This window comes from Mesorhizobium japonicum MAFF 303099 (assembly GCF_000009625.1).
Lineage (GTDB): Bacteria > Pseudomonadota > Alphaproteobacteria > Rhizobiales > Rhizobiaceae > Mesorhizobium > Mesorhizobium japonicum.
This window is the reverse complement of sequence record NC_002678.2, coordinates 3838397-3851856: the sequence shown is the minus strand read 5'-3', so window position 1 is coordinate 3851856 and position 13460 is coordinate 3838397. Positions and strand designations below refer to the sequence as shown.

General features: G+C 63.0%; 16 protein-coding genes. 9 read left to right on the top strand and 7 right to left on the bottom strand.

Translation table 11 applies throughout. The annotated features are described in order from the left end of the window. Nucleotides 1-61: 61 nt before the first annotated feature. Entirely contained in the window at nucleotides 62-916 is an 855-nt protein-coding gene (gene dapD / locus MAFF_RS19920; protein ID WP_010912751.1) for a 2,3,4,5-tetrahydropyridine-2,6-dicarboxylate N-succinyltransferase, read from the bottom strand. A 225-nt stretch (nucleotides 917-1141) separates the two neighbouring features. Here dapD and MAFF_RS19915 point away from each other — a divergent pair, with 225 nt between their 5' ends. Next, nucleotides 1142-1987: an LOG family protein gene (locus MAFF_RS19915; RefSeq protein ID WP_027047607.1), complete on the top strand. Its 846-nt coding sequence runs from the start codon at nucleotides 1142-1144 to the stop codon at nucleotides 1985-1987. A gap of 88 nt (nucleotides 1988-2075) precedes the next feature. Here the strand turns inward: MAFF_RS19915 and MAFF_RS19910 are convergent, their stop codons facing one another. Next, on the bottom strand, nucleotides 2076-2801 hold the full coding sequence (locus MAFF_RS19910) for a pyrimidine 5'-nucleotidase (RefSeq protein ID WP_010912749.1): 726 nt from the start codon (nucleotides 2799-2801) through the stop codon (nucleotides 2076-2078). 162 nt (nucleotides 2802-2963) lie between these two features. Between MAFF_RS19910 and MAFF_RS19905 the strand changes: the two genes are divergently transcribed. From MAFF_RS19905 to MAFF_RS19895, 3 genes are all read left to right on the top strand, one after another. Further along, nucleotides 2964-3725, top strand: a complete 762-nt coding sequence (locus tag MAFF_RS19905; RefSeq protein ID WP_010912748.1) for a GGDEF domain-containing protein — start codon at nucleotides 2964-2966, stop codon at nucleotides 3723-3725. Nucleotides 3726-3910: 185 nt separating this feature from the next. Continuing rightward, the gene (locus MAFF_RS19900; protein WP_032932495.1) at nucleotides 3911-4090 is read left to right on the top strand and encodes a hypothetical protein; all 180 of its coding nucleotides are present in this window, start codon (nucleotides 3911-3913) and stop codon (nucleotides 4088-4090) included. Beyond that, the gene (locus MAFF_RS19895; protein WP_010912746.1) at nucleotides 4087-5526 is read left to right on the top strand and encodes a GMC oxidoreductase; all 1440 of its coding nucleotides are present in this window, start codon (nucleotides 4087-4089) and stop codon (nucleotides 5524-5526) included. The genes MAFF_RS19900 and MAFF_RS19895 overlap by 4 nt, the downstream gene beginning before the upstream one ends. Nucleotides 5527-5568: 42 nt before the next feature. Here MAFF_RS19895 and MAFF_RS41440 read toward each other — a convergent pair whose 3' ends face one another. Both MAFF_RS41440 and MAFF_RS40075 read right to left on the bottom strand, forming a co-directional pair. After that, nucleotides 5569-6777: an FAD-dependent oxidoreductase gene (locus tag MAFF_RS41440; RefSeq protein WP_010912745.1), complete on the bottom strand. Its 1209-nt coding sequence runs from the start codon at nucleotides 6775-6777 to the stop codon at nucleotides 5569-5571. A 2-nt stretch (nucleotides 6778-6779) separates the two neighbouring features. Continuing rightward, the gene (locus MAFF_RS40075; protein WP_010912744.1) at nucleotides 6780-6947 is read right to left on the bottom strand and encodes a hypothetical protein; all 168 of its coding nucleotides are present in this window, start codon (nucleotides 6945-6947) and stop codon (nucleotides 6780-6782) included. Nucleotides 6948-7041: 94 nt separating this feature from the next. Here MAFF_RS40075 and MAFF_RS19885 point away from each other — a divergent pair, with 94 nt between their 5' ends. Beyond that, nucleotides 7042-7536: a MarR family winged helix-turn-helix transcriptional regulator gene (locus MAFF_RS19885; RefSeq protein ID WP_010912743.1), complete on the top strand. Its 495-nt coding sequence runs from the start codon at nucleotides 7042-7044 to the stop codon at nucleotides 7534-7536. Nucleotides 7537-7588: 52 nt separating this feature from the next. Here the strand turns inward: MAFF_RS19885 and MAFF_RS19880 are convergent, their stop codons facing one another. Further along, complete coding sequence (locus MAFF_RS19880) at nucleotides 7589-8221, bottom strand: TetR/AcrR family transcriptional regulator (protein WP_010912742.1); 633 nt, start codon at nucleotides 8219-8221, stop codon at nucleotides 7589-7591. Nucleotides 8222-8323: 102 nt separating this feature from the next. On the opposite strand from MAFF_RS19880, the gene MAFF_RS19875 reads away from it, so the two are divergent. After that, complete coding sequence (locus tag MAFF_RS19875) at nucleotides 8324-8728, top strand: VOC family protein (protein WP_010912741.1); 405 nt, start codon at nucleotides 8324-8326, stop codon at nucleotides 8726-8728. Between the two features lie 109 nt (nucleotides 8729-8837). On the opposite strand, the gene phhA is transcribed toward MAFF_RS19875, so the two are convergent. Next, nucleotides 8838-9674, bottom strand: a complete 837-nt coding sequence (phhA, locus tag MAFF_RS19870) for a phenylalanine 4-monooxygenase (RefSeq protein ID WP_044548657.1) — start codon at nucleotides 9672-9674, stop codon at nucleotides 8838-8840. A gap of 135 nt (nucleotides 9675-9809) precedes the next feature. Here phhA and MAFF_RS19865 point away from each other — a divergent pair, with 135 nt between their 5' ends. The 3 genes from MAFF_RS19865 to MAFF_RS19855 all read left to right on the top strand — a co-directional run bounded on the left by MAFF_RS19865 (nucleotide 9810) and on the right by MAFF_RS19855 (nucleotide 12511). Then, the gene (locus tag MAFF_RS19865) at nucleotides 9810-10286 is read left to right on the top strand and encodes an Lrp/AsnC family transcriptional regulator (protein ID WP_010912739.1); all 477 of its coding nucleotides are present in this window, start codon (nucleotides 9810-9812) and stop codon (nucleotides 10284-10286) included. Between the two features lie 116 nt (nucleotides 10287-10402). Continuing rightward, on the top strand, nucleotides 10403-11938 hold the full coding sequence (gene bchE / locus MAFF_RS19860) for a magnesium-protoporphyrin IX monomethyl ester anaerobic oxidative cyclase (RefSeq protein WP_010912738.1): 1536 nt from the start codon (nucleotides 10403-10405) through the stop codon (nucleotides 11936-11938). Nucleotides 11939-12112: 174 nt separating this feature from the next. Then, nucleotides 12113-12511, top strand: coding sequence for a RidA family protein (locus MAFF_RS19855; protein WP_010912737.1), 399 nt, complete (start codon nucleotides 12113-12115; stop codon nucleotides 12509-12511). 31 nt (nucleotides 12512-12542) lie between these two features. Here the strand turns inward: MAFF_RS19855 and argB are convergent, their stop codons facing one another. Further along, complete coding sequence (gene argB / locus MAFF_RS19850; RefSeq protein WP_010912736.1) at nucleotides 12543-13436, bottom strand: acetylglutamate kinase; 894 nt, start codon at nucleotides 13434-13436, stop codon at nucleotides 12543-12545. Between the last annotated feature and the right edge of the window lie 24 nt (nucleotides 13437-13460).

Sequence of the window (13460 nt, the reverse complement as noted above, 5' to 3'; positions counted from 1 at the left end):
ATGTTGAACCAGCGCGACCGATTGACGCGCCGGCGGAAGGTGCGCCCGCTTTGCGGAAAGATCAATCGCGCAGCAATTCGTTGATCGAGGTCTTGGACCGGGTCTTGGCGTCGACGCGCTTGACGATGACGGCGCAGTAGAGGCCGGGGCCAGGCTCGTTGTTCGGAAAAGGCTTGCCCGGCAGCGAGCCGGCAACAACCACCGAATTGGGCGGCACTTCGCCGTAAAAGATCTCGCCCGTGGCGCGGTCGACGATCTTGGTCGACTGGCCGATGAAGACGCCCATGCCGAGCACCGAGCCTTCGCGCACGATGCAGCCCTCGACGACTTCCGAACGCGCGCCGATGAAGCAATTGTCCTCGATGATGGTGGGGCCGGCCTGCATCGGCTCGAGCACGCCGCCGATGCCGACACCGCCCGACAGATGCACGTTCTTGCCGATCTGCGCACAGGAACCGACCGAGGCCCAGGTGTCGACCATGGTGCCCGTGTCGACATAGGCGCCGACATTGACGAAGGATGGCATGAGCACGGCGCCCGGCGCGACATAGGCGGAACGGCGCACGATCGACGACGGCACCGCGCGAAAACCCGCCTTCTCGAAATCGACGGCGCTCCAGCCATCGAACTTGGACGGCACCTTGTCCCACCAGACGGCCTGGCCCGGGCCGCCCTTGATGATCTCCATCGGGTTGAGTCGGAAGGAGAGCAGCACGGCCTTCTTCAGCCACTGATTGACGTGCCACTTGCCGTCGGCCTGGCGCTCGGCGACGCGCACCGTGCCGCGGTCGAGCAGGTCGAGCGCGGCCTGGATGGCGTCGCGCGTCTCGCCACGGGTCGCGGTCGAAATCGCGTCGCGTTCGTCGAAGGCCTTCTCGATGGTCTTTTCGAGGCTCGCCAGATCGGGCTTCGACATGAATTCGCTCCATTACCAAGCTGTTAAGGGGCTGCGCCTTAACCTGTTTTGAAGTCGCGTGGACCCTGGGCGTGCTTCGCCTGCCTGGGTCTTTGCATGTAGCAGGTTCTTGTCGCAAAACCGCCGGACACGTTTGCGGAACCTGCTTATGTTAAGGCTCAGTGGGGGTCAATCGCACCTGCGTCATGGGACGGCGCAGTCAACGAAATTTGGACGGGTAATTTGATGACACCTATGGAAAAGGCGGGGTGGACGCCGCTGCCGCATTCGGACGAGGATCTGGAGCGGTCGAAAAGCGTGCCGGACACGCCGCAGACGCGGGCCGAGACCTACCGGCTTGCCTGGAACGACCCCGACTTCATGACCCGGCGTGAATTGCGCGCGGTGCGGCTGCAGCTCGAACTGTTGAAGCCGGAAATGATCCTGGCCGAGCGCGGCATCCGTTCGACGGTGATCCTGTTTGGCGGCGCGCGCCTGCCGGAACCCGGCGGCGTGGCCTGGGCGGCCAAGAACGAGACGCAGAAGAAGAACCTCGAGGAAAACAGCAAATATTACGAGGAGGCGCGTAAATTCGCTCGCCTGTGTTCGCAACAGTCGGCCGCCTCATATTACCGCGAATATGTCGTAGTGACCGGCGGCGGCCCCGGCGTGATGGAAGCGGGAAACCGCGGCGCCGACGATGTCGGCGCGCCGTCGATCGGGCTCAACATCGTGCTGCCGCACGAGCAGGCGCCGAACGCCTATGTGACGCCGGAGCTGTGTTTCAACTTCCACTATTTCGCCATCCGCAAGATGCATTTCGTCATGCGCGCCAAGGCGGTGGCGGTGTTTCCCGGCGGCTTCGGCACGATGGACGAGTTCTTCGAGACACTGACCCTGATCCAAACCGGGCGCATGGAGCGCGTGCCGGTGATCCTGTTCGGCAAATCCTTCTGGAAACGGGCGATCAACCTCGACTTCCTCGCCGAGCAAGGCACGATCAGCCCCGGCGACCAGGACATCATCGATTTCGTCGACACCGCCGACGAAGCCTGGGGCATTGTCAGCCGGTTCTACAAATTAGGGGAATAAGGGCAGTAGGCAGTAGGCAGTAGGCAGTAGGAGAATAAGGCGTTTGCAGTCGCTGCTTCCAGATCAATTTCCCCCTACTGCCTACTGCCTATTCCCTACTGCCTACTGCTCGTTCTCCCGCAACTATCGCCGTCAAAAACGCCGCCAGATCGTCGGTGACGAAATCGACATCGTCTTCCTGCGCGGGGTCGCGTTCCCAGATCTCGGCGAAGGTCGGCTCGAAATTGCGCGGCACGACGAGCACGGTGGTCATGCCCAGTGCCTTCGGCACCTCCAGGTTGCGGGCGAGGTCCTCGAACATCACCGCATTGTGGCCGGTAACGGCATGCAGCTCGGCGAACTTCTCGTAGGTCTGGCGCGCCGGCTTGGGATTGAGGCCGGCGGCGACGATATCGAAAATGTCGTCGAAATGGTCGAGAATGCCTAGCTGGCGCGCGGTGCGCTCGGCGTGCCGGCGATCGCCATTGGTGAAGATGAACTTGCGGCCGGGGAGCTGGCGGATGGCGGTGCCCAGGACAGGGTCGGGCACCAGCCAAGAATAGTCGATGTCATGCACCTTCTCGAGGAAATCATCGGGATCGATGCCATGGCGCGTCATCAGCCCGTTCAGCGTCGTGCCATATTCGAGATAAAGCTCCTTCTGCAGCTTGCGCGCCTCCTCGCGCGGCAGCGCCAGCAGTTCCCCGACATAGGCGGTCATCTTGACGTCGATCTGCGAGAACAGATTCGAATGATGCGGATAGAGCGTGTTGTCGAGGTCGAACACCCAGTCGGTGACATGGGCGAAGCGGGCGGGATCAGGCTGCGTGGTCATGCGCCCCTTATGGCATGAAACGCGGATTCTGAAAGAGACTTTATCCACAACTTCCACGCGCTTTTAGTGGCAGAAATGGCCTCACGATTCAAATTTTAAGCAACCGGGAAAGGTGGCCTTCAGGGCTTGCTGGCACAGAGACAGTCCTGTGGGGAGCCTGCGATGAACAGCATCATTCTGAAAGCCGCCGCTATCGCTTTCGCTTCCGTCGCCGCCTCGCTTCTTCTGACGCTGATCATCGTTCCGGCCCTGGGTTTCCCGATCAACCGAACGATCTGGCTGACCTCGACGCTCTGCCCGCTGGTGCTTGCATGGGTGGCCTGTGCCAGCACCTTCTGGCAGAGCGACAGGCTGAAGAACGCGCACCGCGAACTGGCCCGGGCACACGCCCAGCTTGCCGCCGCACATCGCCGCCTGTCGGAGAAAGCCAGCCGCGACGACATGACCGGCATGCTCAACCGGGAAAGTTTCTTTGCCGCGCTGGACGGTTCCCGGCGCAAGTCCGACCGCGGCGCGCTGCTGATCATCGACGCCGATCATTTCAAGAAGATCAATGACAGTTTCGGCCACCTGACCGGTGACGACGCACTGCTGCTGATCGCCAGCGCCATCGAACGCGGCGTGCGCAGCGGCGACGTGCTTGGCCGCATCGGCGGCGAGGAGTTCGGCGCGTTCCTGGTCGGCGCCACCGAGCAGGAGGCCAAGCGTGTCGCCGAACGCATTCGCCGCGAAGTCGAACTGATCCGCTTCCGGCCGGTCGACGAACGGACCATTCCGCTGACCGTCAGCATCGGCGGCACCGTCTGCGGCGAGGATGTCAACGTATCGGAACTGATGCGCGCCGCGGACCGGCGCCTCTACCAGGCCAAGCATCGGGGCCGCAACCTGACGATCCTCGATACCGACATTTCCGCGGCCGCCTGAGCCGGCCGGTCCGGCACACCCGCCCGTTAAGGAATTTCTAACCCTGTTTGCATTCGGTTGTACCGCCAGCCCGCCTTTCACCACCTCGAGGCCGGGCTTGGCACGATACTGGCTTCTGGGACGACGCGTGTGCCGTTCGGGGAATGTTATGCGCGCATCGAAGCCCCCTATCCGAGAGACCTGCCATGAGTTTCTTCATCAAAAAGATGCCGCGCCGCGTGATCGTGCAGGCGCTGATCGCCCTGCCTGCTTTGTCCTTGTTCCGCAAGCTGCCCGAGGCCGACGCGGCCGACCCATTGCGGGCCGACCCGAATGAGATCGTCGAGATCAATGGCTGGATCCTGAAGCGGAGCGATCTGGCATGATCTTCGACGGCTATGAGGCGTATCGCGCCGCCAACTTCAAACCCAAGGTCTGCATCCTCGGTTCGGGTCCGGCCGGCACCACCATTGCCCGCAAGCTGGGCGCTGCCGGCATCCCGGTCGTGGTGCTGGAGGCCGGCTCGCGGGAGTTCAGCGACGAGTCGCAGGATTTCTACCGCGGTACTAAAGTCGGCGATTTCTATTTCGACCTCGACATCACGCGGCTGCGGTATATGGGCGGCAGCTCCAACCATTGGGCCGGCTGGTGCCGTGTGCTCGACAAACTGGATTTCGAGCCGAAGGCCTGGGCGCCGGATACGGGCTGGCCGATCCGCCGTGCCGACATCGAGCCCTATCTGACGGAGGTGCGCGATATCCTCGAACTTCCCGACTTCCGGCCGGATGTGCCGATCTCGGACGACATACGCTGGGTGCAGCTGATCAAGAGCCCGGCGGTGCGCTTTGCCGAAAAATTCGCCGACGAACTGGACAAGAGCGGCAACATCGCGGTCGTGCTCAACACCTATGCCACCGAGCTCGCCGGCGACGGTAAACGCGTGACCGGCGCCAAACTATGGTCAAACGGCCAGGACGCAGGCGCCTTCAGCGCCGACTACTTCATCGTCTGCACCGGCGGGCTGGAGAATTCGCGGCTGCTTCTGTGGTCGAACCAGCGCTCCAACGGCGGTGTCGTCCCGAACGCCACGGCACTTGGCCGCTACTGGATGGAGCACCCGACTTTCGAGGGCGGCAATGCCATCCTGGCCGATTACGGCGAGTTCGAGGTCGATGCCGTCAACGAGGCCTTCTTCTCGCCGACGCTTGCCGCGATGGAGCGCCTGCGGATCATGAATTTCGGCATCAGGCTGATCGAGACGCCCTATGCCGGCGTCAAGCATGTGATTGCAGATCTCGCCTGCACGGCGCCCGACATGGCCGAATGGGTCGCCTATCAACTCAGCCAGAACCTGCGCTGCGCGGCCCAGCTCTACGTCGCCTGGGAACAGGCGCCGCTGGCCTCCAACCAGATCGAGCTGTCCAAGACCGATGTCGACCATGCCGGCGTGCCGCGCATCGAGCTGCACTGGAAGAAATCGGAACTCGAACGCCGCACGCTAGTCGAAGGCCTGAAGCTGTTCGGCACGACGCTCATCGAAAAGGATCTTGGCCGCGTCCGTCTCATGGACTGGATTGCCAATGGCGAGGATTATCCGACCGACGAGGAGACCGCTGGCCACCATCATATGGGCGGCACGCGCATGGGCATCGACATGACCAGAAGTGTGGTAGACGCCAACTGCAAGGTGCACGGCATGGACAATCTCTATGTCGGCGGCTCCTCGGTGTTCTGCACGTCCGGTCAAGCCAACCCGACGACGACGATCACCGCGCTGGCCTGCCGGCTGGGCGAGCATCTGAGCAAGGTGGTCGCGGTCTGAGCGGCCGGGCATGTCCGCGCCCGCGACGGGCGCGGATGCCGGTCAGATAGACGGTTTTTCGAGCGGCGCCAGGTCGGCACGGTAACGCGTCATGGCGCGGTTCGTGCGTGCGCCCAAGCGGACGAAGAACGGCAGCATGAGGTCACGCAGGAACAGAGCGACGCGGCCTTTCACCTGCTTTTGCGAACCGATACGCCGGCTAACCTTGACGATGTGCTCGACGCGGTCCTGGCGCAGCGCCTGAAAGGCGGCGAAGGCCTGTGCCGGCAGCGGTGTCGCATCCAGGCAGGCGGCCAAGCACGACGGCGTCCTCGATGGCCATCGACGCGCCCTGCCCGGAATGCGGCGCGACGGCATGCGCGGCATCGCCCAGAACAACCACCCGGTCGGTGTGCCATTGCGGCAGATGCAGCATGTCGAACAATAGGTGCGCGGGATTTGCGTGACACTCTCGACGATCCGACGGATCGTCCGGGGATCGCCGGCATGCAGCTGGCGAACGGTTGCCGCCAGATGCAGGGGATCGGGTCTCGCTAAGGCAGCATCCTCGTCCAGCGGGAAGGACGAGAACCACAACACCGGCCCGTCATCCGGTTTCATGTAGCCGAAGAAGGCTTTCTTGCCGAACACCATATGCATCCGGCCGTCGGTCGGCTCGACAAAGGGCAGTTCCACCACGCCGCCGACGCCGGTCAGTCCGGTATAGACAGGATCCGGGGAGGCCGGAAAACAGACGCGGCGGACGCGCGACCAGACGCCATCGCAACCGGCCAGCCACGCGGCATCGACAGTGGCGCCATTGCCGAAGGCAAGGCGCACACAGTCAGGCTGCTCTTCCATCTCGCCAAGCGCATGGTCAAAACGGATGTCGGCGCCAAGCGCAAACGCTTCATCCAGCAGCGCGCCGAGCAGGTCCGAGCGTCGCAGCGTGACGCTTTCGGCGCCCGCTTCGCGCATCGATTGCCGCTCGTCGAGATGGATGAGCCGGCGCCCGGCGGCGTTCATGATCTCGAAGCCAAGCGTCGGCACGCCCAGCGCACTTACGCGCTCGGCAAGCCCAAGCGCGCGCAAGGCGTTGATGCCGTTGGGCGCCAAGGTGAAGAAGACGCCTTCGCTCAACGCTTCGCGCGACCGTGCCTCGAACAGACAGACACCAAGCCCTTGCCGACGAAGCATGACGGCCAGGGCCAGCCCGGCAACGCCGGCGCCAATGATGGCGACCGGCAATGCCGAGGGGGTGGTGACGGCCATCGTCACAGGCCGTAGATGGCGATGCGCACCAGCACGGCCGCGGCGGCCAGCGCCACCAGCAGGATGCCGAGGCCGATGGGGGAGCCCCAGCCATACCATTCCATCGCCAGCTTGGCGTATTTGAATTCATCCTCATGGGAGAGAGGGGTACGTTGTTGAATCAGGCTCATTTTTCACTCCTTGTCGGCGGCCGGCCCTTGCCTTGTCGGCGCTGCGGCCGCATATTGCTGCGATAGTCTAAATGTTAGACGGATTAATAGTTAGATGATCGAAGTAAATTCGTCAAGCGGATATCGCGACGAAATGGCGGCCGCGATCGGCCTTGCCGTGATGCAATGGCAGGACGCGACGCAGGCCTATGACGAGGCGGTCGGGGCGAGGCTCGGGCTGAACATGGCCGAGCGCCATTGCATCGGGCTGCTTTATGGCGGCCCGCAATCGGCTGGCGCGATCGCGACCGCGACCGGGCTGACACCGGCGGCCGTGACGGCGCTGATCGACCGGCTGGAGGCGCGCGGGCTGCTGACGCGCAAGCGCAGCCTCGAGGACAGGCGCAAGGTGGTGATCGAAGCGACCGAGGCGACGCGGGAACTGTCGGCGCGCTATTACGGCGCCATCGCCAAGGAGGGCGAAAAGGTGATCGCCACATTCAGCGACGCCGAGCTCGCGACCATATCGCGCTTCGTCACTGCCGCGCTCGACCTGCAGCGTGCCCAGCTTGCGCGGCTGAAGGCCGAGGGGTCGGACACCCCTGGATGATAGGGGTGCGATGTGTTGGCGGCGTTACCGCTAATGTCGGCGGGCAACGGGACTATTTCGGCTGGACCCCATAGACGGCAAGAAATGCCTCCACCGAGGCATCCGCGTGCCGTTCCAGTTCGGCCTTGGAGCGCCGGTTGCTTCCCGTGAACATGGCTTCATTCATGGGGATCCAAAGAAGCATTCCAAAAAGATGGCTGGCTGCCAGATAGGGATCACCGGTTTGTATCAGTCCTCGATTGGTGAGCTTTTGAAAGCAGGACGCCGTCGAGGCAAGCATGCGCTCAAAGCCTTTTTCGTACCAAGCGCGGCCAAGCTGTGGCATTCGATCCGCGTTGGCGATGATCAAGCGCCGCAGCTTCAACAGCTCTTCATCCATGAGCACCGCTATCAGACGTCGGGCAAGCTGCTGCAGGCCGCCTTCCATGAATATCGCCTCGGAAAGCAGCGTCGTCACGGACTCGATGATGTCGTTGACCTGGCTAGCGGTTGACAGAACGACTTCGCCGAACAGCGTCTCCTTGTCGGTGAAATGCTTGTAGACGGTCTGCTTGGAAGCCCCCGCTTTGGTGGCGATTTCCTCCATGCTGGTCCCGTCATAACCCTTGCTGATGAACGCCGCGGTGGCCGCCTGGATGATCTCACGATCCTTACGCGCCGATCTGGTCTCACCGTCGATTTTCATGGCGCCCTCCTAACCAGTACTAGACGGTACCGTTCCCACATGGTAGCCATAAAACGGTACTGGACTGACTAGTACCTGTCAACGAAGGCAAGGCTTAGACCGATGACCAAGATGATCTTCATAAATCTGCCGGTACGCGATCTGCAGGCGGCGACCAATTTCTATCTCGCGATCGGCGGCACGCTCAATCCGCAGTTCTCGAACGACCAGGCCAGCTCGATCATGTTCTCCGACTCGATTGGGGTCATGCTGCTGACGCACCAGCATTACAGCCAGTTCACGACGCGCCAGATCGGCGATGCCAGGCGCGACAGCCAGATGCTGATCGCACTCACCGCCGGCAGCAAGGACGAGGTCAATGCCACGATCGAGAAGGGCGTGGCGGCCGGCGGCCGCGCCGATCCCAACCCCGCGCAGGACCTCGGCTTCATGTTCAACCGCCACATCGAAGACCCCGACGGCAATGTCTGGGAATTCCTGTGGATGAACCCCGCCGCCATGCAATAGCCCAGCACGATCAAAGCGTCCAAAGCGCGTCGCGTTGAAACGGATTCATGCGACGCGCTTCAGGTCTTTGTTTCCGGGCGGAGCGCCTTAAACACCGGCCCTGGACTTGCTAGACCGTCGCCGGGTCGAGCGCCTTCTGGTCCTTGCGGCGCGCGACGATCGCCTCGAAATCGGCGGTCTGGAAGGCGTCGCGCAAGGCGTCGAAAGACGGCAGCACGAAATAGGCGCGCTGGAACTTGTCAATCTCGTAGCCGGTGCGCATCACCGTTTCGAGGTCGAAAGGCACATGGTGGGCGTCCTTGCCCTCGACGGCGAACTGCAGTTCGGTGAAGGACGACATCAGGCCGGCGCCAAAGGCCTTCAACGGCTGGCCGGCCTCCTGCACCAGGCCATATTCGGCCGTGTACCAGTAGAGCCGGGTGATCATCTCGTCACCGCCGAGCGCGATGATGTCGCCGGCCTTCTTGCCATACATCTGCATGAAGTCGGCGAACACCGGCTGCGACAGAACCGGCACGTGGCCGAAGAAATCATGGAACATGTCCGGCTCGACGATGTAGTCGAGCTCCTGCCTGGTGCGCAGCCAGTTGGTGACCGGGAAACGGCGGTTGGCGAGATGGTCGAAGAAGGGAGCGGCGGGAATGAGGCCGGGCACGGCGATGATCTCCCAGCCGGTGAGCTTGCGCAGCTTGGTGCTGACGTCCTCGAAATCGGGAATGCGGTCGAGCAGGCCGAGTTTTTCGACACCGTCGAGATAGGAATGGTGGGCGAGCTTGCGCGTCAGCTTGGTCTGGCGGTCGCACAGCGTGCGCCACACCGCCTGTTCCTCGTCGCTGTAGTCATAATCCTGGGCCACGGTGAAATCGGCACGGCAGACCGAATAGTCGCCGCGCAGCCCCTGCGCCGCGCAATCGCGGGCATATTCGGCAACACTCATCGTCGTCATGGTTTTTCTCCTCGCAAACCGGCAATGGCAGACGTGCAGGGTAGCCGGATTTGGCGAGGCAATTTGGTTTTGATGATGGCTCATTAGCGATATTCGGGATAACATTCCCTCACAATTGGCGACGGAGGAGTGAAAATGCCTCAATTCGACGATTTCGAGATCAAGATGCTCGATGTGCTGCAACGCGACGGGCGCAAACCCGTCTCCGAACTGGCGCAAGAGATCGGCCTGTCGACGACGCCTTGCGCGCGGCGCTTCGAGGCACTGCAGGATGCCGGCATCATCAAGGGTTTTGCCGCGGTGATCAGCCGCCGCGCGGTCGGCCTGACGGTCGAGGTGTTCATCCAGGTGCGCCTTGTCAGCCACAGCGACGGCTCGCCCGAAAGCTTCATTGCAGCCGTGCAGCGCATGGACGAAGTGTCGTCATGCTGGACGATGACCGGTGACCACGACTTCCTGCTGCATGTCATGGTGCCGTCGGTCGACGAGCTCAACGCCTTCGTCATGCACCGGCTGATGCGGCTCGACGGCGTGCGCGACGTCCACACGCAGCTGGTGCTGCAGAACATCAAGGGACCCGGCCACGTGCCGCTCGCGCATCTGCGGCGGTGACGGTGCGTGCCTTGCGCATTCTTGCGGAGAAGCTGCACGCAAACTGCTGAAACGGGCCAATCGGGTGGCTAGATCGCCGTCCAGCATATGCGGACCAATCTCTCATGAGGTCCGCCATGAAAATCGTCCTGATCAATCCGCCGCACACCGCCATCGGCAGCCGCGTGCCGGACGACCATTTGCCCCCGCTTGGCCTGCTGGCGATCGGCGGCCCGCTGATCGATGCCGGCCACGACGTACGCCTCGTCGATGCCGAGTTCGGGCCGATGCCGCTCGACATAGTGGTGCGCGACGCCTTGGATGATTTCCCGGACTTCGTCCTGATCGGCCATTCCGGCTCGACCTCGGCGCACCCGACCGCCTTGCTGATCGCCGAAATGATCAAACAGCGGGAGCCGGCGACGATCATCATCTATGGCGGCGTCTTCCCGACCTATCACTGGCGCGACATCCTGACGGACACGGACGTCTTCGATTTCATCGTGCGCGGCGAGGGCGAGGCGACCGTCGTGGCGCTGGTCGAGGCGCTGGAAATGCACCAGCCGCCGGCAAGCGTCGCCGGCATCGCCTTTCGCGACGATCTGCACCGCCCCTTTGCCACGCAGGCGGCCATGACGATTGCCGAACTCGACGCCTACCGGGTCGGCTGGGAGCTGATCGACCACCGCCGCTACAGCTACTGGGGCGGCAAGCGCGCGGTGGTGATGCAGTTTTCGCGCGGCTGTCCGCATCTGTGCAACTATTGCGGCCAACGCGGCTTCTGGACTCGCTGGCGGCATCGCGATCCCAAAAAGTTCGCGCAAGAAATCGCTTGGCTGCACCGCGAACACGGCGTCGAACTGATCAACCTCGCCGACGAGAACCCCACGGTTTCGAAGAAGGCGTGGCGCGCCTTTCTCGATGCGCTGATCGCCGAAAACGTGCCGGTGCTGATCGTCGGTTCGACCCGCGCCGACGACATCGTGCGCGATGCCGACATCCTGCATCTCTACCGCAAGGCCGGTGTCATCCGATGGCTGCTCGGCATGGAAAACACCGACGAGCAGACGCTTCAGTTGATCCGCAAGGGCGGCAGCACCTCATCCGACCGCGAGGCGATAAGGCTGCTGCGCAAGCATGGCATATTGTCGATGGCGACCTGGGTGGCCGGCTTCGAGGATGAGGGGTTTCGCGACCTGTGGCGCGGCTTCCGCCAGCTCATCGCCTACGACCCCGACCAGATCCAGGCGCTTTATGTGACGCCGCATCGCTGGACGCCGTTCTTCCGTATCGCGCGCGACCGCAAGGTCATCCAAAAAGATGCCCGGCTGTGGGACTACAAGCACCAGGTGCTGCAGATGACACGGCTGAAGCCCTGGATGCTGTTCTTCAGCGTCAAGCTCATCGAGCTCGCCGTGCAGTCGCGGCCGAAGGCGCTGGCGCGCATCCTGTTCCACCCCGATCCCGAGCAGCGGCATTCGATGCGCTGGTACACGAAAATGGGCCGCCGCGTCTGGTTCCGCGAGGTCTGGGGATTTCTGGCTCGCGACGGCAGGGTGAAGGACGGACCGACGCTTGCCGAATTCTGGGGCACGCCACAGGACGCGGAGGAGGAATCGATGTCCGTCGCGCGACCGCCGCGCAAGCCGGCCGAAGCTGCAGTCTCGATCTAGCCGGGCGCCTGACGGCTCTCGGGTCTCACAAAAATACGCGGCGTATGTGTATTGACATACGCCGCGTATGTCCCCATATCCTACATACGGGGCGTATGTGAATCGTCCCGGACAGTGGAGCGCAGGTCGCGATCGTCGGGAGATCGGGCCTGCTTTTGTTTGAACGGAGTGAAAATGACCAAGCGCGACGCAATCTTCCCTGCCGGCAGGCAGGCTCTCTATGACATCAACCGCTATTCGGCGGCGATCCGCTCGGGAGACTTGCTGTTCGTCTCCGGCCAGGTCGGCAGCCGCGAGGACGGATCGCCCGAGCCTGTCTTCGAAAAGCAGGTCCAGCTTGCCTTCGACAACCTCGCGGCCGTGCTGAAGGCCGCCGGCTGCACGTTCGACGATATTGTCGACGTCACCACGTTCCACACCGATCCCGCCGCGCAGTGGCAGGCGATTGACGCCGTCCGACTGAAGGTGTTTGGGGAACCGCCCTACACGAACTGGACCGCGGTGGGCGTGAACTGGCTGGCGGGCTTCGACTTCGAGATAAAGGTCATCGCGCGCCTTCCGCAGCCTGCCTGATCGGTTGGCTGCGGGCGACGCATGAGTCGCCTCAGGGCACGATCAGCGTGCCGGCGCCGTGTTCGGTGAAGAGCTCGAGCAGCACCGCATGCGGCGTCTTGCCGTTGAGGATGACGACGCCCTCGACGCCGCGCTCGATCGCCTCGATGCAGGTTTCGACCTTGGGGATCATGCCGCCCGAGACCGTGCCGTCCTTGATCAGCGCCTTGGCCTCGGCGACGGTCAATTCGTCGATCAGCTTCTTGTTCTTGTCGAGTACGCCGGGCACGTCGGTCAGGAACAAAAGGCGCGAGGCCTTGCAGGCGCCGGCGATGGCACCGGCGAAAGTGTCGGCATTGATGTTGTAGGTGTGGCCGTCGCGGCCGGGCGCCACCGGCGCCAGCACCGGGATCATTTCGGAGCGGGCCAGGAGGTCGAGCAGCGTGCGGTCGACCTCGACCGGTTCGCCGACGAAGCCGAGATCGAGCACACGCTCGATGTTGGAATCGGGGTCGATCATGGTCTTGCGCGCCTTTTCGGCGAACACCATGTTGCCGTCTTTGCCGCAGAGGCCAATCGCCCATTCGCCTTCGGCGTTGATGAGCGCGACGATCTCCTTGTTGATCGAGCCGGCCAGCACCATCTCGACGATCTCGACCGTCTTCTGGTCGGTGACGCGCAGCCCACCCTCGAACTTGGATTCGATGCCCATCTTGGTCAGCATGGCGCCGATCTGCGGCCCGCCGCCATGAACGACGATCGGGTTGACGCCGGATTGCTTCAGCAGCGCGATGTCGCGCGCAAAAGCCTTGCCGAGCTCGATGTCGCCCATGGCGTGGCCGCCATATTTCACCACGACGGTCTTGTGTTCGTAACGCTGCATGTAGGGCAAAGCGCGCGACAGCAGGGCGGCCTGCATTTCGGCGGTGGCGGCGATATCCGTCATCGGGCGGTTCCCTGGCTTTTTGGT